The sequence below is a fragment of the Streptomyces sp. NPDC002104 genome (genome assembly GCF_053593795.1).
On record NZ_JBSFDF010000052.1, the window covers coordinates 40913 to 59643 of the forward strand.

16 protein-coding genes are annotated in these 18731 nt (G+C 71.7%); all 16 read left to right on the top strand.

Annotated elements, in window-relative coordinates:
- Positions 1-131: 131 nt before the first annotated feature.
- The 16 genes from rsmH to ACWCP2_RS31505 all read left to right on the top strand — a co-directional run bounded on the left by rsmH (position 132) and on the right by ACWCP2_RS31505 (position 18541).
- Complete coding sequence (rsmH, locus tag ACWCP2_RS31430; RefSeq protein ID WP_399453912.1) at positions 132-1061, top strand: 16S rRNA (cytosine(1402)-N(4))-methyltransferase RsmH; 930 nt, start codon at positions 132-134, stop codon at positions 1059-1061.
- Entirely contained in the window at positions 1058-1597 is a 540-nt protein-coding gene (locus tag ACWCP2_RS31435) for a hypothetical protein (RefSeq protein WP_450911954.1), read from the top strand. The genes rsmH and ACWCP2_RS31435 overlap by 4 nt, the downstream gene beginning before the upstream one ends.
- 339 nt (positions 1598-1936) lie before the next feature.
- On the top strand, positions 1937-3949 hold the full coding sequence (locus ACWCP2_RS31440) for a peptidoglycan D,D-transpeptidase FtsI family protein (protein ID WP_450911955.1): 2013 nt from the start codon (positions 1937-1939) through the stop codon (positions 3947-3949).
- A gap of 46 nt (positions 3950-3995) precedes the next feature.
- The gene (locus ACWCP2_RS31445) at positions 3996-5714 is read left to right on the top strand and encodes a UDP-N-acetylmuramoyl-L-alanyl-D-glutamate--2,6-diaminopimelate ligase (RefSeq protein ID WP_450911956.1); all 1719 of its coding nucleotides are present in this window, start codon (positions 3996-3998) and stop codon (positions 5712-5714) included.
- Positions 5711-7129, top strand: coding sequence for a UDP-N-acetylmuramoyl-tripeptide--D-alanyl-D-alanine ligase (locus tag ACWCP2_RS31450; protein ID WP_450911957.1), 1419 nt, complete (start codon positions 5711-5713; stop codon positions 7127-7129). Before ACWCP2_RS31445 ends, ACWCP2_RS31450 begins: the two co-directional genes overlap by 4 nt.
- A complete protein-coding gene (mraY, locus tag ACWCP2_RS31455; RefSeq protein WP_450911958.1) occupies positions 7126-8196 on the top strand; it encodes a phospho-N-acetylmuramoyl-pentapeptide-transferase in 1071 nt (356 codons plus the stop codon). Before ACWCP2_RS31450 ends, mraY begins: the two co-directional genes overlap by 4 nt.
- Positions 8178-9605 (top strand): UDP-N-acetylmuramoyl-L-alanine--D-glutamate ligase, encoded by a 1428-nt coding sequence (gene murD / locus ACWCP2_RS31460; RefSeq protein ID WP_450911959.1) that lies wholly within the window; start codon positions 8178-8180, stop codon positions 9603-9605. Before mraY ends, murD begins: the two co-directional genes overlap by 19 nt.
- Positions 9606-9682: 77 nt before the next feature.
- Positions 9683-11116 (top strand): putative lipid II flippase FtsW, encoded by a 1434-nt coding sequence (gene ftsW / locus ACWCP2_RS31465; RefSeq protein WP_450911960.1) that lies wholly within the window; start codon positions 9683-9685, stop codon positions 11114-11116.
- Between the two features lie 6 nt (positions 11117-11122).
- Positions 11123-12217, top strand: a complete 1095-nt coding sequence (gene murG / locus ACWCP2_RS31470) for an undecaprenyldiphospho-muramoylpentapeptide beta-N-acetylglucosaminyltransferase (RefSeq protein ID WP_274552337.1) — start codon at positions 11123-11125, stop codon at positions 12215-12217.
- Positions 12218-12248: 31 nt separating this feature from the next.
- Positions 12249-13121, top strand: a complete 873-nt coding sequence (locus ACWCP2_RS31475; protein WP_450911961.1) for a cell division protein FtsQ/DivIB — start codon at positions 12249-12251, stop codon at positions 13119-13121.
- A 280-nt stretch (positions 13122-13401) separates the two neighbouring features.
- Positions 13402-14601, top strand: coding sequence for a cell division protein FtsZ (gene ftsZ / locus ACWCP2_RS31480; RefSeq protein ID WP_243330151.1), 1200 nt, complete (start codon positions 13402-13404; stop codon positions 14599-14601).
- Complete coding sequence (gene pgeF / locus ACWCP2_RS31485) at positions 14598-15332, top strand: peptidoglycan editing factor PgeF (RefSeq protein WP_450911962.1); 735 nt, start codon at positions 14598-14600, stop codon at positions 15330-15332. The genes ftsZ and pgeF overlap by 4 nt, the downstream gene beginning before the upstream one ends.
- Positions 15333-15335: 3 nt before the next feature.
- Positions 15336-16055 (top strand): YggS family pyridoxal phosphate-dependent enzyme, encoded by a 720-nt coding sequence (locus ACWCP2_RS31490; RefSeq protein ID WP_450911963.1) that lies wholly within the window; start codon positions 15336-15338, stop codon positions 16053-16055.
- Positions 16056-16206: 151 nt separating this feature from the next.
- On the top strand, positions 16207-16827 hold the full coding sequence (locus ACWCP2_RS31495) for a cell division protein SepF (RefSeq protein ID WP_450911964.1): 621 nt from the start codon (positions 16207-16209) through the stop codon (positions 16825-16827).
- 60 nt (positions 16828-16887) lie between these two features.
- Complete coding sequence (locus ACWCP2_RS31500; protein WP_327307175.1) at positions 16888-17184, top strand: YggT family protein; 297 nt, start codon at positions 16888-16890, stop codon at positions 17182-17184.
- A gap of 82 nt (positions 17185-17266) precedes the next feature.
- On the top strand, positions 17267-18541 hold the full coding sequence (locus tag ACWCP2_RS31505; RefSeq protein WP_450911965.1) for a DivIVA domain-containing protein: 1275 nt from the start codon (positions 17267-17269) through the stop codon (positions 18539-18541).
- Positions 18542-18731 lie beyond the last annotated feature (190 nt).

The window sequence follows — 18731 nt, forward strand, 5'->3', positions numbered from 1 at the left end:
ACCGGCCGGAGCCCGGCCCTGACCGGCCGCCCGGCCCTTTGGTAAGACTCCGCGTGCGCGGCGCGGCGTATGCCTGCCGCGCCGTTATCTGAGAGGGCGCTTTGACTAGCGAGTCCCGACACGTCCCGGTGATGCTCCAGCGGTGCCTGGACCTGTTGGCCCCGGCACTGGAGAGGCCCGGGGCCGTCGTCGTCGACTGCACCCTCGGCCTCGGCGGCCACAGCGAGGCCCTGCTCACCCGGTTCCCCGAGGCCCACCTGATCGGCCTCGACCGCGACAAGGAAGCCCTGCGCCTCTCCGGGGAGCGCCTCGCGCCCTTCGGGGACCGGGTCACCCTCGTCCACGCCATCTACGCCGACCTGGCCGAGGTCCTGGACGGCCTGCGCATCCCCGCCGTGCAGGGCATCCTCTTCGACCTCGGCGTCTCCTCCATGCAACTGGACGAGGCCGACCGCGGCTTCGCCTACGCACAGGACGCCCCGCTCGACATGCGGATGGACCAGACGACGGGCATCAGCGCGGCCGAGGTCCTCAACACCTACGCGCCCGGCGAACTGGTCCGCATCCTGCGCCAGTACGGCGAGGAGAAGCAGGCCAAGCGGATCGTGTCCGCGGTGGTGCGCGAGCGGGACAAGGACCCCTTCACCAACAGCGCGCGCCTCGTCGAACTGATCCGCGACTCCCTGCCGCAGGCGGCGAAGCGGACCGGCGGCAACCCGGCCAAGCGCACCTTCCAGGCCCTGCGCATCGAGGTCAACGGAGAGCTGTCCGGACTGGAGCGGGCGATCCCCGCCGCGGTGGACCGGATCGCGGTCGGCGGCCGGATCGTGGTGCTCTCGTACCAGTCGCTGGAGGACCGCCTCGTCAAGCAGGTCTTCGCCGCCGGCGCCACCTCCACGGCCCCGCCCGGGCTGCCGGTCGTACCGGAGAAGTACCAGCCGAAGCTGAAGCTGCTGACGCGCGGTGCGGAGCTGCCGACGGAGGAGGAGATCGCGGAGAACCGGCGTGCGGCGCCGGCCCGCTGCCGCGGGGTGGAGCGCATCCGGGAGGCGCGGCTGTGAAACGCCTGGGGCGGGTGCTGGGGGGGCCGGTCGCCGGACAGGCGGCGCGGACCCCGTTCGTCCTGCTGGTCGTGGCGCTGCTCGGCGGCGGGCTGATCAGCCTGCTGCTGCTGAACTCGGCGCTCAACCAGGGCTCCTTCCAGCTGAGCAAGCTGAAGCGGGAGACCACCGCGCTCACGGACGAGGAACAGGCGCTGCAGCGGGACGTCGACGGCTATTCGGCGCCCGACGCGCTGCAGCGGCGGGCGCACGAGCTCGGTCTGGTGCCCGGCGGCAGCCCGGTGTTCATCGGGCCCGACGGCAAGGTCGCCGGGACCGCGTCCCCGGCCGCCGAGCCGCCGCCCCCGTCGCCGCCGCCGTCCGCCCCGCCGGTCCCGGCCTCCCCGGGCGGGGCCGTCCCCAGCCCGGCCGGCTCCCCGGCGCAGGCAGGCTCCCCGGCCCCGGGCGGATCCCCGGCGCCTCCGGCCGCTGCCCCGGCCCCCTCAAGCGCGCCCTCGGGTGGCGCTCCCCAGCCCTCCCAGACCCCTGGACGGTGACGTCGTGACGCGTACCCCTGCGGGGCCGGTCCCCTCCCCGCCCTTCCACCGTTCCCAGGGCTCCGCCCTGACCCGCGCCCCACACGCCGGCGAGGCCGGGGGAGGGTCCCCGGGCTCCGCCCGGACCCGCGCCGCGTGCGGCGCCGTCGCCGGGGGCCAGCCCCAGGACCCCCGCGCCTCACACGCCGGCGAGGCCGGATTCATCCACCCCGCCGACGTGCGCGTATGGGCCGGCGCAGGCCAAATCCAGCCCCTCCGGCGCTTGAGGAGCAGGGTCCGGGGCGGAGCCCCAAGAGCTCAGGCGCAGCCGGGCTTCGCGCACGTCCACGGGGCCGCCGCATGAGCCCCCAGGAGCCGCCGCGGCGGCGGGTGCCCGGGCCCGGGCGGCCCCGGCCGGCCGGGGAGCGCGCCCGGGCCGCGGCGGCCCGCCCGGCCGCCAGGCCCACCACCCGGCGCCCCGCCCCCGCGAGGAAACCGCACACCATCCGCCTCGGCGCCCCCAAGCCCCGGCTGCGGCTGGTCAGCGTGGGCCTGACGATGGTGATGCTGGTGTTCGTCGTACGGCTGCTCCAGGTGCAGGCCGTCGACGCGTCCGCGTACTCCGCCAAGGCCTCCGAGAACCGCTTCGCCAGCTACACCCTGGCCGCCGAACGCGGGGTGATCACCGACCGCAAGGGCGTGGCGCTGGCCACCAGCGTGGACGCGTACGACATCACCGCGGACCCGCACATGTTCACCGTGCAGGAGAGCAAGGCCCCCGACGCCCCCGAGCAGGCGGCGGCCCTCCTCGCGCCGATCCTCGGCAAGGACGCCAAGGAGCTCACCGCGCGCCTGAAGACGAAGAACACCCGCTACGTGGTCCTCGCCCGCCGCCAGACCCCGCAGGTCTGGAACCAGATCAAGGACCTCAAGAAGGTCTTCGCCGAGAAGGCGTCCGCCGACAAGAAGAACAACGGCCCCGGCGCCAACGTCCTGGCCGGCGTGTTCAACGAGAACAGCAGCAAGCGCGTGTACCCGAACGGCGACCTCGCCGCCGGGATACTGGGTTACGTCAACGCCGAGGGCAAGGGCGGCGGCGGCCTGGAGTCCTCCCTCGACAAGAAGCTGTCCGGCAAGGCCGGCGAGCTCACGTACGCCCAGTCCGGCGGCCGCCGCGTGCCCACCGCCGGGTCCAGCGAGAAGCCCGCCGTGCCCGGCGAGGACATCGAGCTGACCATCGACCGCGACATCCAGTGGGCCGCGCAGAGCGCCATCACCGAGCAGGTCGCCAAGTCGGAGGCCGACCGCGGGTACGTCATCGTCCAGGACACCACCACCGGCGAGATCCTCGCCATGGCCAACGCCCCCGGTTTCGACCCCAACGACCTCTCCAAGGCCAGCTCCGCCGCCATGGGCAACGCCGCGCTCCAGGACGTGTACGAGCCCGGCTCCACCGCCAAGGTGATGTCGATGGCGGCCGTCCTGGAGGAGAAGAAGGCCGGGCCCGGCACCCACGTCGAGGTGCCCAACCGGCTGCACCGCGGCGACCGGCTCTTCAAGGACGACATCGACCACCCGACCTGGTACCTGACCCTCAACGGGGTGCTGGCCAAGTCCTCCAACATCGGCACCATCCTGGCCACCGGCCAGCTCGGCCCGACGCAGCCCGAATCCAACAAGGTCCTGCACGCGTACCTGGACAAGTTCGGCATCGGCCGGCCCACCGGCCTGAACTACCCCGGCGAGTCCCGGGGCATCCTCGCCCCGGCCGAGAAGTGGTCCACTTCCCAGCAGTACACGATCCCGTTCGGCCAGGGCCTGTCCCTCAACGCCATGCAGGCGGCCTCCGTGTACTCGACCATCGCCAACGGCGGCGAGCGCATCGCCCCCACCCTGGTCCGCGGCACCAAGGGCCCCGACGGCCGCTTCACCCCGGCGCCCGCGCCCGCGAGGACCCGGGTGGTCAGCAAGGAGACCGCCAAGACCCTCGCGGAAATGCTGGAGTCGGTGGTCGACGACCAGGAGGGCACCGGCACCAAGGCCCGCATCCCCGGCTACCGGGTCGGCGGCAAGACCGGCACCTCCAACCGGGTGGATCCGGCCACCGGCCGCTACAAGGGCTACACCGCCTCGTTCGCAGGATTCGCACCCGCGGACAACCCCCGCATCACCGTCTACTGCGCCATCCAGAACCCCACCAAGGGCAGTTACTTCGGCGGCCAGATCTGCGGACCCATCTACAAGAAGGTCATGGAGTTCGCCCTCAAAACCCTCCAGATCGCTCCCACCGGAACCGCCCCCGCCGGACTCCCGGTCACCTACGAACCCGGCGCGCAGCCCGGCTCCAAGCCCAGCCCGCAGCCGGGCCAGTGACCGCAGCCCCGGCCGGCCCGCCCCAGAAAAGCGTGAGGCACCATCAGTGACAACGATCACCCCCGAATCCGGGAACCACGGGTCCGCCGCGCCCCAGGCCGGGCCCTCGCTTCGCGAGCGGCCCGCCGCGCCCGGTACGCTCACCGCCGTGCCCCACGCTGATCAGCCCAGAACCACCCAGAACGACGCACCGGCAGCGCCGCCGGGAGCGCCACGTCCCCTGTCCGTGCGCCCGACACCCCTCGGCGAGCTGGCGGAGCTGCTGGGAGTCGGAGCACCCGGCGCCCCGGACGCCCCCGGCGCTCTGACGCGGATCACCGGCATCACGCACGATTCGCGTGCCGTGCGCCCCGGGGACCTGTACGCGGCCCTGCCGGGCGCCAAACTGCACGGCGCGGACTTCGCCGCCCAGGCGGCCGCCCTCGGCGCCGCCGCCGTACTGACCGACCCGGCCGGCGCCGAACGCGCCGCGGCCACCGGACTCCCGGTCCTCGCCGTCGCCGACCCGCGCGGCCGGATGGGCGAACTGGCCGCCGCGGTCTACGGACGGCCGGGCGAGGCCCTGCTCCAGATCGGCATCACCGGCACCTCCGGCAAGACCACCACGGCGTACCTCGTCGAGGGCGGCCTGCGCGGCGGCGGACGCAGGACGGGGCTCATCGGCACCGTCGAGATGCGCGTCGGCGACGAACGCATCAAGTCCGAGCGCACCACCCCCGAGGCCACCGACCTGCAGGCGCTGTTCGCGGTCATGCGCGAACGCGGCGTCGAGGCCGTCGCCATGGAGGTCTCCAGTCACGCCCTGGTGCTCGGCCGGGTCGACGGCTGCGTCTTCGACGTGGCCGTCTTCAACAACCTGAGCCCGGAGCACATGGAGTTCCACTCCGACATGGAGGACTACTTCCAGGCCAAGGCGCAGCTCTTCACCGAGCGCCGCGCCCGCCTCGGCGTGGTCAACATCGACGACGAGTACGGCCGCCGCCTCGCCAAGGAGGCGCCGATCCCGGTCGTCACCTTCTCCGCCACCGGCGACCCGGCCGCCGACTGGCGGGCCGAGGACGTGGTCTCGCGCCACATGGACTCGACCCTGACCCTGGTGGGCCCCGCGGGCGAGCGGATCACCGCCACCGCCCCGCTGCCCGGCCCGTTCAACGTGGCCAACACCGTGGCCGCCGTCGTCACGCTCGCCGCCGCCGGCCTCGACCCGCAGACCGCCGCCGACGGCGTCGCCGCGGTCCCCGGGGTGCCCGGCCGCCTGGAGCGGGTCGACGCGGGACAGCCGTACCTGGCCGTCGTGGACTACGCGCACAAGACGGACGCCGTCGAATCGGTCCTGCGCGCCCTGCGCGAGGTCACCACCGGCAAGCTGCACGTCGTCCTGGGCTGCGGCGGCGACCGCGACACCACCAAGCGGGCCCCGATGGGCGCGGCGGCCGCCCGGTTCGCCGACACCGCCGTACTGACCTCCGACAACCCGCGTTCCGAGGACCCCCTCGGGATCCTCGCCGCGATGTTCCGCGGCGCCGTGTCCGTACCGCCCGCCGAGCGGGGCGCCGTCCTCGTCGACGCCGACCGGGCGGCGGCCATCGCCGCCGCCGTCGCGCGCGCCGAGCCCGGCGACACCGTGCTGGTGGCCGGCAAGGGCCACGAGCAGGGCCAGGACATCGCGGGCGTCGTACGCCCCTTCGACGACCGGGCGGTCCTGCGCGCGGCCATCGAGACCCAAGCACGCCAGCGTCCCCGACAGGCCGAGGTGAACCAGTGATCGCCCTTTCCCTCGCCGAGATCGCCGAGATCACCGGCGGGCAGCCCCACGACATACCGGATCCGTCCGTCCTGGTCACCGGCCCCGTCGTCTACGACTCCCGCGAGGTGCAGGCCGGCAGCCTGTTCGCCGCCTTCGTCGGGGAGCGCGTGGACGGCCACGACTACGCCGAACGCGCCCTGGCCGCCGGGGCCGTGGCCGTCCTCGCGACCCGGCCCGTCGGCGTCGCGGCCATCGTCGTCCCCGACGTGGTGGCCGCCCTCGGCGCGCTCGCCCGCGCCGTCGTCGAACGTCTCGGCACCGACGTCGTGGCCCTCACCGGCTCCGCCGGCAAGACCTCCACCAAGGACCTGATCGCCCAGGTCCTGCAGCACCACGCGCCGACCGTGTGGACCCCCGGAAACCTCAACAACGAGATCGGCCTGCCGATCACGACGCTGCGGGTCACCGAGGAGACGCAGCACCTGGTCCTGGAGATGGGCGCCCGCGGCATCGGCCACATCGCCTACCTCACCGGACTGACGCCCCCGCGGATCGGCGTGGTCCTCAACGTCGGCACCGCGCACATCGGGGAGTTCGGCGGCCGGGAGCAGATCGCGCAGGCCAAGGGCGAACTCGTCGAGTCCCTGCCGTCCGAGGCGGAGGGCGGCATCGCCGTCCTCAACGCCGATGACCTGCTGGTACGTGCCATGACCGGGCGCACGAAGGCCCGTACGGTGCTGTTCGGCGAGGCCGAGGACGCCGACATCCGGGCCACCGAGGTCCGGATGACGGACAGGGGACAGCCTTCCTTCACATTGCGAACACCCACCGGGTGCAGCGACGTGACCTTGCGGCTGTACGGTGAGCACCACGTGTCGAACGCGCTCGCCGCGGCCGCCGTCGCCCACGTGCTGGGCATGTCCGCCGAGGAGATCGCCATCGCGCTCTCCGGGGCGGGCAGCCTGTCCCGGTGGCGGATGGAGGTCACCGAGCGGGCGGACGGCGTGACGATCGTCAACGACGCCTACAACGCAAACCCCGAGTCCATGCGGGCCGCACTGCGCGCACTCGCCGCGATGGGCGGTGCCGGCAAGGCCAACGGGGCCCGCACGTGGGCGGTGCTCGGCCCGATGGCCGAGCTCGGAGACGACGCGCTCGCCGAGCACGACGCGGTCGGACGGCTTGTCGTCCGGCTCAACGTGAGCAAGCTGGTCGCGGTCGGGGGCAGGGAAGCCTCCTGGCTGCAACTGGGCGCATATAACGAGGGTTCGTGGGGTGAGGAGTCGGTGCTCGTGTCCGACGCGCAGGCGGCGGTCGACCTGTTGCGCAGTGAACTGCGCCCGGGAGACGTCGTGCTGGTGAAGGCTTCCAGGTCAGCCGGCCTGGAGCGGGTGGCCCAGGCCCTGCTCGACGGCGAGGTCGCCGGCCGATGAGGCAGATCCTGTTCTCCGGAGTCATCGGACTCTTCCTCACGCTCATCGGCACCCCGCTGCTGATCAAGGGTCTGGCCCGCAAGGGCTACGGCCAGTTCATCCGTGACGACGGGCCGCGCGGTCACGCCGGGAAGAAGGGCACGCCCACCATGGGCGGCATCTCCTTCATCCTGGCGACGCTGATCGCGTACGCCCTCACCAAGGTGATCACCGGCAGCCAGCCGACCTTCTCGGGCATCCTCGTCCTCTTCCTGATGGCGGGCATGGGCGTGGTCGGCTTCCTCGACGACTACATCAAGATCGTCAAGCAGCGTTCGCTCGGTCTGCGGGCCAAGGCCAAGATGGCCGGCCAGCTGATCGTCGGCATCGCCTTCGCGGTGCTCGCGCTGCAGTTCAAGGACGCCCGCGGACTGGCCCCGGCCTCCACCAAGCTGTCGTTCGTCACGGACTTCGGCTGGGCGATCGGCCCCGTGCTGTTCGTGGTCTGGGCCCTGTTCATGATCCTGGCGATGTCCAACGGCGTGAACCTGACCGACGGCCTCGACGGCCTGGCCACCGGCGCCGCCGTGATGGTCTTCGGCGCCTACACCTTCATCGGCGTCTGGCAGTACCAGGAGTCCTGCGCCAACGCGCAGACCCTGACCAACCCGGCGGCCTGTTTCGAGGTGCGCGACCCACTGGACCTCGCGGTCGTCGCCGCCGCCCTCATGGGCGCCTGCTTCGGCTTCCTGTGGTGGAACACCTCGCCCGCCAAGATCTTCATGGGCGACACCGGTTCGCTGGCCCTCGGCGGCGCGCTCGCCGGCCTGGCGATCTGCTCCCGCACCGAGTTCCTGATGGCGCTCCTCGGCGGCCTCTTCGTCCTCATCACCATGTCGGTCGTCATCCAGGTCGGCTCCTTCAAGCTGACCGGCAAGCGCGTCTTCCGGATGGCACCGCTGCAGCACCACTTCGAACTCAAGGGATGGTCCGAAGTCCTGGTCGTCGTGCGGTTCTGGATCATCCAGGGCATGTGCGTGATCGTGGGCCTCGGCGTCTTCTACGCGGGATGGGCAGCCGACAAGTGACCGCCTGGCACGGCAAGAACATCACCGTCGCCGGCCTCGGCGTGAGCGGCATCAGCGCCGCGCGCGCCCTGGCCGGGCTCGGTGCGGTCGTCACCGTCGTGGACGGCGGCGACAGCGAGGGCCACCGCGCGCGGGCCGCGGAGCTGGAGGCGGCGGGCATCTCCGTACGCCTGGGCGACGCGCAGACCCTGCCCGAGGGCACCGACCTCGTGGTCACCTCGCCGGGCTGGAAGCCCGACAGCCCCCTCTTCGCGGCAGCCGCCGCGGCCGGCGTGGACGTCGTGGGCGACGTCGAGATCGCCTGGCTGCTGCGCGGCCCGGACGCCGCCCCCTGGCTGGCGATCACCGGGACCAACGGCAAGACCACCACCACCCAGATGCTCGCCTCGATCCTGAAGGCGGCCGGGCTCCGGACGGCGGCCGTCGGCAACATCGGCACCCCGATCATCGACGTGGTCCTCGGCGAGGAGACGTACGACGTCCTCGCCGTCGAGCTCTCCAGCTACCAGCTGCACTGGGCGCCCTCGGTGCGCCCCCACTCCGCGGCCGTCCTGAACCTGGCCCCGGACCACCTCGACTGGCACGGCTCGATGGAGGCGTACGCCGCCGACAAGGGCCGGATCTACGAGGGCAACACGGTCGCCTGCGTCTACAACGCCGCCGACAAGGCCACCGAGGACCTGGTCGTCGAGGCGGACGTCGAAGAGGGCTGCCGGGCCATCGGCTTCACCCTCGGCGCCCCCGGCCCCTCCATGTTCGGCGTCGTCGACGGCATCCTCGTCGACCGGGCCTTCGTGGAGAACCGGCAGAAGAACGCCCAGGAACTCGCCGAGGTCGCGGACGTCAACCCGCCCGCCCCGCACAACATCGCCAACGCCCTCGCCGCCGCCGCCCTGGCCCGCGCCTTCGGCGTGGCGCCGCGCGCCGTCCGCGACGGACTGCGCGACTTCCGGCCGGACGCCCACCGGGTCAGCCACGTCGACGAGGTCGGCGGGGTCACGTACGTGGACGACTCCAAGGCCACCAACACCCACGCCGCGGAAGCCTCCCTGGCGGCCTTCGAGCCGGTGGTCTGGATCGCCGGCGGCCTCGCCAAGGGCGCGACCTTCGACGAGCTCGTGCAGAAGGCCGCGAAGCGGCTGCGGGGCGTCGTCCTGATCGGCGCCGACCGGGCCCTGATCGCCGAGGCACTGGCGCGACACGCCCCGGAGGTCCCGGTCGTGGACCTCGCACGGACCGACACTGGGGCGATGCTCGCGGCGGTCCGGGAAGCGGCCCGGCTCGCGGAACCCGGCGACACGGTTCTGCTGGCCCCTGCCTGTGCCTCGATGGACATGTTCGCGAACTACAGCAAGCGTGGGGACGCGTTCGCCGACGCGGTGCGCGAACTGGCCGCCGAGCAGGCCTAGGACCGGCTCGATCCAGGGCAGGTTCCCTCCGGCCGACCGGCTGCTCGCCTCGTACGAGTTGGAGGGGAAGATCACAGATGCCGGCCAAGCAAGTGCTGCCGGGGCGGCGGCCGTCCGCGGACAAGACCGCCAAGGCGGCCCGGACCGCCAGAGAGGGCAGGGCCGCCCCATCCGGCGCGCCCAGGGCCGGCAGGGGGGTGCTGGGCCGTGCGCGCCCCGCGGCGCGTCCCGGCAGGCCCGCCGGGGGCGGGCCGCTGACTCGGCTGCGGCGGACGCAACGGCAGCTCCGCCGGGCCTGGGACCGGCCCCTCACGGCGTATTACCTGATCTTCGGCAGCGCGCTGCTCATCACCGTGCTCGGCCTGGTGATGGTCTACTCGGCCTCCATGATCAAGGCGCTCCAGCTCGGGCTGGGCGACGCGTACTTCTTCAAGAAGCAGTTCCTGGCGGCCACGATCGGCACCGGACTGCTGCTGATCGCCTCCCGGATGCCCGTCAAACTCCACCGGGCCCTGTCCTATCCGGTGCTCACCGGCACGCTCTTCCTGATGGTCCTGGTCCAGGTCCCCGGGATAGGAGTGTCGATCAACGGCAACCAGAATTGGATCTCCCTTGGCGGTCCGTTCATGCTGCAGCCCAGTGAGTTCGGCAAACTGGCCCTCATCCTCTGGGGCGCCGACCTGCTGGCGCGCAAGGGCGACAAGGACCTGCTGAGCCAGTGGAAACACCTGCTGGTGCCGCTGGTCCCCGTCACCTTCCTGCTGCTCGGGCTCATCATGCTCGGCGGGGACATGGGCACCGCGATGATCCTCGGAGCCATCCTGTTCGGGCTGTTGTGGCTGGCCGGAGCCCCGACGCGGATGTTCGCGGCGGTCCTGGCCTTCGTGGGCGTGCTCGTCGCCCTGCTCATCAAGACCAGCCCGCACCGCATGGACCGGCTCCAGTGCATCGGAGTCTCCGAGCTGCCCGACAACGGGCTGTGCTGGCAGGCCGTCCACGGAATCTACGCCCTGGCATCGGGCGGATGGTTCGGTTCCGGACTCGGTGCCAGTGTGGAAAAATGGGGGCAACTGCCAGAGGCCCACACCGACTTCATCTTCGCCATCACCGGCGAGGAACTGGGGCTGGCGGGGACGCTGTCGGTGCTCGCCCTGTTCGCGGCCCTAGGCTATGCGGGTATCCGCGTGGCCGGACGCACGGAGGACCCCTTCGTACGGTTTGCCGCGGGAGGCGTGACCACCTGGATCACGGCGCAAGCCGTGATCAACATCGGTGCGGTGCTCGGTCTGCTGCCGATCGCCGGGGTCCCGCTCCCGCTGTTCTCCTACGGTGGGTCCGCCTTGCTGCCGACCATGTTCGCGGTCGGACTGCTCATCGCCTTCGCGCGGGAGGAGCCGGCGGCACGGGCGGCGCTCGCGATGCGGAGGCCCAAGAACGGCCGGCCGCGGACCGGGCAGAGATGGAAGTCGATGAGACGGCGCGTCAAGAAGCGTCCGTCCGGAGAGCGGTGAATTTCGGTGCATGTCGTACTCGCCGGTGGGGGGACCGCCGGCCACATCGAGCCGGCGCTGGCCCTCGCGGACGCCCTGCGCAGGCAGGACCCTTCCGTGGGCATCACCGCCCTCGGCACCGAACGCGGACTCGAAACCCGCCTGGTGCCCGAGCGCGGCTACGAGCTGGGACTGATCCCGGCCGTCCCGTTGCCCCGTAGGCCCACGCCCGAGCTGATCACCGTCCCAGGACGGCTGCGCGGCACCATCAAGGCCGCGGAGGAGATCCTGATCCGCACCAAGGCCGACTGCGTCGTCGGCTTCGGCGGCTACGTGGCCCTGCCCGGCTACCTCGCGGCCAAGCGGCTCGGGGTGCCGATCATCGTCCACGAGGCCAATGCCCGGCCCGGACTGGCCAACAAGATCGGCTCCCGGTACGCGCACGCCGTCGCGGTCTCCACCCCCGACAGCAAACTGCGCGGCGCCCGCTACGTGGGCATCCCGCTGCGCCGCTCGATCTCCACCCTCGACCGGGCGCTGGTCCGCCCGGAGGCGCGCGCCGCCTTCGGCCTGGACCCCAACCTGCCGACCCTGCTGGTCTCCGGCGGCTCGCAGGGCGCCCGCCGCCTCAACGAGGTGATCGAGCAGGTCGCGCCGACCCTCCAGCGCTCCGGCGTCCAGATCCTGCACGCGGTCGGCCCGAAGAACGAACTGCCGCGTGTCGACAACATGCCCGGGATGCCGCCCTATGTCCCGGTACCGTACGTGGACCGGATGGATCTCGCGTACGCCGCCGCCGACATGATGCTGTGCCGCGCGGGCGCGATGACCGTCGCCGAACTGTCCGCCGTCGGGCTGCCCGCCGCCTACGTCCCGCTGCCGATCGGCAACGGCGAACAGCGGCTCAACGCCCAGCCGGTGGTCAAGGCCGGCGGCGGCCTGCTCGTGGACGACGCGGAACTGACGCCCCAGTGGGTGCTCAGCCAGGTCCTCCCGGTGCTCGCCGACCCGCACCGGCTGTACGAGATGTCCCGCGCCGCCGCCGAGTTCGGCCGGCGGGACGCCGACGAGCTGCTCGTCGGCATGGTGTACGAGGCGATCGCAGCCAACAGAGCCCGCTGACGCGGGAAGCACCGACGCAGGAGGCACACGAGTGGCCGGAGCGAGCACCGCGCAGCGTGGCGGCCCGGGAGCCGCCGGGAAGGGCTCCGGCCCGCTCGGGCGGCCGGGGACCCCCAAGGCCCCCAAGTCGCCGAAGCCGCCCAAGGGCTCCGGCCCCGGGGGGCCGCGCGGACCGCGCCCCGGGGGACTCCCGGGAGGACTGCGCCGGGGACCCCTCGTGGTCGCCGGGGTGGTCCTCGCGCTGCTCCTGGCCGCCGGCTGCACCTGGGTGCTCTACGGCTCCTCCTGGCTCCGGATCGAGAAGGTCACCGCCACCGGCACCGAGGTCCTGACCCGGGAGCAGGTGCTGGCGGCGGCGGCCGTTCCCGTCGGAGCCCCCCTGGTGTCCGTGGACACCGACGAGATCGAAGCCCGGCTCCGCGGCCGCCTGCCCCGTATCGATTCGGTCGATGTGGTGCGGGCCTGGCCGCACGGAATCGGTGTGAAGGTGACGGAACGCAAACCCGTTCTGCTCATCAAGAAGGACGCGCGGTTCGTGGAAGTGGACGCTTCCGGTGTGCGATTCGACACGGTCGGACAGGCTCCGGCGGGTGTTCCGCTCCTCGAACTGAGCTCCAAGCAGTCCCCGAGCGGCCGCCGTTTCGACGAGGAACGGCTGCTGCGCGAGGCCGTCCTCATCGCAGGAGTCCTCCCGGAACCCGTCCGCAAGCAGACCCTGCAGGTCAGGGTCCGGTCCTACGACTCGGTGGTACTGGAGTTGAGCGGCGGCCGGTCGGTGGTCTGGGGGAGCGGCGAACAGGGCGAGGCGAAGGGCCGCGCGCTGTCGGCGCTCCTGAAGGCCTCGCCCAAGGCTGACCGATTCGACGTGAGCGTCCCCACCGCCCCGGCGGTGTCCGGTAGTTGACGTCCGGCCGAACAGCGTCGCACCCTGGTTGGCCACCGATACGGGTGATCACATAGGGTGAAAAGAAAAACGGGAGGTTCGGCGTGTTCGTTGAACACGCGCTACTTGTCGACTTAGTGTCCTGTTCGGAAGAGTCCAAGGAACAGACACACTCATAACCCTAAACTTCAGGGTTAGGGTTCGGGTCGGCGTGTACGGACCGTCCCAATTTCGGCATCAGTCGTCGCACCGCAGGCCCGCGAGGCGAACGACACGTAACTCGAGGCGAGAGGCCTTCGACGTGGCAGCACCGCAGAACTACCTCGCAGTCATCAAGGTCATCGGTGTCGGCGGCGGTGGTGTCAATGCCATCAACCGAATGATCGAGGTCGGTCTCAAGGGCGTCGAGTTCATCGCCATCAACACAGACGCCCAGGCGCTGTTGATGAGCGATGCCGACGTCAAGCTCGACGTCGGCCGGGAACTCACCCGGGGTCTCGGCGCCGGGGCCAACCCCGATGTCGGCCGCAAGGCGGCAGAGGACCACCGCGAGGAGATCGAGGAGGTCCTCAAGGGGGCCGACATGGTCTTCGTCACCGCCGGCGAAGGCGGCGGCACCGGAACGGGCGGCGCACCCGTCGTCGCCAACATCGCGCGCTCGCTGGGCGCCCTGACGATCGGTGTGGTCACCCGGCCGTTCACCTTCGAGGGCCGGCGCCGCGCGAACCAGGCCGAGGACGGCATCGCCCAGCTCCGCGAGCAGGTCGACACCCTCATCGTCATCCCCAACGACCGCCTGCTGTCCATCTCGGACCGCCAGGTCAGCGTGCTGGACGCCTTCAAGTCGGCGGACCAGGTCCTGCTGTCCGGCGTCCAGGGCATCACGGACCTCATCACGACCCCGGGTCTGATCAACCTCGACTTCGCGGACGTCAAGTCCGTGATGTCCGAGGCGGGCTCGGCCCTGATGGGCATCGGCTCGGCGCGCGGCGACGACCGCGCGGTGGCCGCGGCGGAGATGGCGATCTCCTCGCCGCTGCTGGAGGCGTCCATCGACGGCGCCCGCGGCGTGCTCCTGTCCATCTCCGGCGGCTCGGACCTCGGTCTCTTCGAGATCAACGAGGCCGCGCAGCTGGTGAGCGAGGCCGCGCACCCCGAGGCGAACATCATCTTCGGAGCCGTCATCGACGACGCGCTCGGCGACGAGGTACGGGTCACCGTCATCGCGGCCGGGTTCGACGGCGGACAGCCCCCGGCCCGCCGCGACAACGTCATCGGCGCGGCCTCCACCAAGCGCGAGGAGCCGGCCCCGGCTCCGGTCCGTGCCGCCGAGCCGGCCCGCCCGGCCTTCGGCGGACTCGGCTCGGTCACCCCGCGCGAAGAGCCGGTCCGCAGCGAGCCGGTCCCGGTCGCCGAGGCTCCGGCCCCGCAGGTCCCGACGGCCCGGCCGTACCAGGACAGCCCGGCCGAGGAACTGGACGTCCCGGACTTCTTGAAGTGACCCTGGAGCAGTACAGCGAGAGCGGCGCCCACTTCGCCTTCACCGACCGGTGGGGCGGGGTGAGCGCCGTTCCGTACGAGGAGCTCAATCTCGGCGGCGCGGTCGGAGACGACCCGGCCGCCGTTCGTGCGAACCGGGCCGCCGCGGCGAAGGCGCTCGGCATCGCGCCGGACCTGGTGGTCTGGATGAACCAGGTGCACGGCCGGGACGTGGCGGTGGTCGACGGCCCGTGGGGCCCGGACCGGGAGGAGATCCCGGCGGTGGACGCGGTGGTGACCGCCCGTCGGGGGCTCGCCCTCGCGGTCCTCACCGCCGACTGCACGCCCGTCCTGCTGGCCGACCCCGTCGCCGGCATCGCGGGAGCCGCCCACGCCGGGCGGCCCGGACTGGTCGCCGGAGTCGTGGGCGCCGCCGTCGGGGCGATGGTCTCGCTCGGCGCCGACCCCGCGCGCATGGTGGCCCGTACCGGACCGGCGGTGTGCGGACGCTGCTACGAGGTTCCCGCCGAGATGCGGGCGGCGGTCGCCGAGGTGGTGCCGGCCGCGTACGCCGAGACGAGCTGGGGGACACCGGCCGTCGACGTGGTGGCCGGAGTGCACGCGCAGCTCGCGGAGGCGGGGGTGGCCGACCTCGGCCGTTCCCCGGTCTGCACACTGGAGTCGCGGGACCACTTCTCGTACCGCCGCGACCGGATGACCGGGCGGCTTGCCGGATATGTCTGGTTGGACTGAAGAATGACGGATCGTAAGTCCGAGCTCGCCGAGAACCTCGCGCGGGTGCAGGAGCGGATCGGGGCCGCCTGCGCGGCCGCCGGGCGCAAGCGGGAGGAGGTGACCCTCATCGTGGTCACCAAGACCTACCCGGCGAGCGACGTACGACTGCTGGCGGACCTGGGGGTCCGTCACGTGGCGGAAAACCGGGACCAGGACGCGGCCCCCAAGGCCGAGGCCTGCGCGGATCTGCCCCTCACCTGGCACTTCGTCGGTCAGTTGCAGACGAACAAAGTCCGTTCGGTGGCGGGATACGCGCACCTCGTGCAGTCCGTCGACCGCCCCAGGCTCGTCACCGCCCTCTCGGCGGCCGCGGAGGGCGCCGGGCGGGAACTGGGCTGCCTGGTCCAGATCGCCCTCGACGCCGAGTCGGGCGAACGGGGGGCCCGCGGCGGCGCGGCGCCCGAGCAGCTCGCCGAGTTGGCGGACCTCGTGGCGGCGGCTCCCGGACTGCGCATCGACGGTGTCATGACGGTCGCTCCGCTGGCCGGGCAGTACGCGGGACGCGAACAAGCGGCCTTCGAGCGGCTGGTGGAATTGTCATCCCGCCTGCGCGCGGACCATCCGGCTGCCACGATGGTCTCGGCCGGGATGAGCGCAGACCTGGAACAGGCCGTTGCGGCCGGTGCGACACATGTACGCGTCGGCACTGCGGTACTCGGCGCGAGACCCCGGCTCGGGTAACGTCGCGAAGAAAGTCGGACCACAGCAGAAAATATGGTCATTTCCGCTGATGAGCGGACAGGCCACGTGGATCGCGGGCAGTTGGTGACATTCGTGACACTGCGGGACACCTGCGACAGGGCGATCCACCACAGAGCGGAGGACTCAGAGAATGGCCGGCGCGATGCGCAAGATGGCGGTCTACCTCGGCCTCGTGGAGGACGACCGGTACGACAACCCGGGGTACGACCCCGACGACGAGTTCGAACCCGAGCCGGAGCCGGAGCGGTCGCGCGAGCGGGACCGCCGGCAGCAACCTGTTTCGCATCAAACGCCCGTATCGGACGAACCGGTACGAGTTGCCCAGCCTCCGGCGCCAAGAGAACCCCTCCCAATGCCGGTTGAAAACGGACGTCCCGCACGAATCGCACCCGTGGCGTCCATCACACCCGATCGCTCGAATCTGGAGAAGAACGCCCCCGTGATCATGCCCAAGGTCGTCTCCGAGCGGGAGCCGTACCGCATCACGACGCTGCACCCCCGGACCTACAACGAGGCCCGTACCATCGGGGAACACTTCCGTGAGGGCACCCCGGTGATCATGAATCTCACGGAGATGGACGACACGGACGCGAAGCGTCTTGTCGACTTCGCCGCCGGTCTTGTCTTCGGTCTGCACGGCAGCATTGAACGCGTGACACAGAAGGTGTTCCTGCTGTCTCCTGCTAACGTCGATGTCACGGCGGAGGACAAGGCCCGCATCGCGGAGGGCGGGTTCTTCAACCAAAGCTAGACCGATCCGTCAGATACGGGACCGGGTACAGGGCGGAAGCAGGGGAGAGGGAAGCGCGGGATGGGCGTCGCACTCGAAGTGGTTTACATCGCGCTGATGTGCTTCCTCATCGTGCTGATCTTCCGACTGGTCATGGACTACGTGTTCCAGTTCGCACGTTCATGGACACCCGGCAAGGCGATGGTGGTCGTTCTGGAGGCCACCTACACTGTCACCGATCCACCGCTCAAGCTCCTTCGGCGGCTCATCCCGCCGTTGCGTCTCGGGGGCGTGGCACTCGACCTGTCCTTCTTCGTTCTGATGATCATCGTTTACATCCTCATCAGTTTCGTGAGCACCGCTGCGAGAAGCGTGTGAACGATGAGCTCCCCCGCAGGCGCGGGGACAGTCCCGATACGGTCCTGCCGACTGCCGACGACTACGTAGAGGTGAAGAAGACATGCCGCTGACTCCCGAGGACGTGCGGAACAAGCAGTTCACGACCGTCCGCCTGCGAGAGGGCTATGACGAGGACGAGGTCGACGCCTTCCTCGACGAGGTCGAGTCCGAACTGACGCGCCTGCTGCGCGAGAACGAGGATCTGCGCGCCAAGCTGGCGGCCGCCACCCGCGCCGCAGCGCAGAACCAGCAGCAGGGCATGCGCAAGCCGGACCCCCAGGACGGTGGAGGCCAGCGTGGCCCCGGCGCCCCCGTGCCCGCGGCCATATCCGGCCCCCCGCAGCAGCAGCAGCCCCCCATGGGGCAGCCGCAGCTCCAGGGCGGCCCGCCCCAGCTTCCGGCCGGCCCCGGTGGGCACGGCGGTCCGCAGGGCCCCGGCCCGATGGGCGGCCCGATGCAGGGACAGCAGCAGCACACCATGGGTGGGCAGCAGCAGATGGGCCAGCAGGGCATGGGTCAGCAGGGCATGGGCCAGCAGGGTCCCGGCCTGATGGGTGGCCCGATGCAGGGACAGCAGCAGCAGTCCATGGGTGGCCAGAACCCGCTCGGCCAGCAGATGGGCCAGCCGATGGGTCAGCAGATGCAGCCGATGGGCCAGCAGATGCAGCCCATGGGCCAGCAGATGCACCAGCAGCCGCAGCAGCTCCCGCAGCAGGGTCCCGGTGGCGACAGCGCCGCCCGCGTCCTGTCGCTCGCGCAGCAGACCGCCGACCAGGCGATCGCGGAGGCCCGCTCCGAGGCCAACAAGATCGTCGGCGAGGCCCGGTCGCGCGCCGAGGGCCTGGAGCGGGACGCCCGCGCCAAGGCCGACGCGCTGGAGCGGGACGCGCAGGAGAAGCACCGCGTCGCGATGGGCTCCCTGGAGTCCGCCCGCGCCACGCTGGAGCGCAAGGTCGAGGACCTGCGGGGCTTCGAGCGTGAGTACCGCACCCGTCTGAAGTCCTACCTGGAGTCGCAGCTGCGCCAGCTGGAGACGCAGGCCGACGACTCGCTGGCTCCGCCGCGGAACCCCGCCGGTCCCGCGCTGCCGCCGTCGCCGACCCCGTCGATGGCTCCGGCCGGTGCGATGCACTCCATGGGCGGTCCGTCCATGGGCGGCGGTCCCTCCCCGATGGGTGGTCCGTCCCCGATGGCCCCCTCCTACGGTGGCGGGCAGCAGCAGATGTCCCCGGCGATGACGCAGCCGATGGCTCCGGTGCGGCCGGCTGCTCCGCAGCCGATGCAGCAGGCGCCGTCTCCCATGCGGGGCTTCCTGATCGACGAGGACGACAACTAAGCGGCATCATCCGTCGGCAGACGGCACGGGCCGGGCCCGGTTCCCCTTCGGGGGCACCGGGCCCGGCCCGTTTGCGTACCCGGGACGGAACGCCGGGCCCGCGGGCCGGGGTGGGTGCCGCTGCGCGGGGCGGAGTCCCCTACCCGCCCTTCGCCCGTTCCCCGGGGCTGCGCCCCGGACCCCCTGGGGC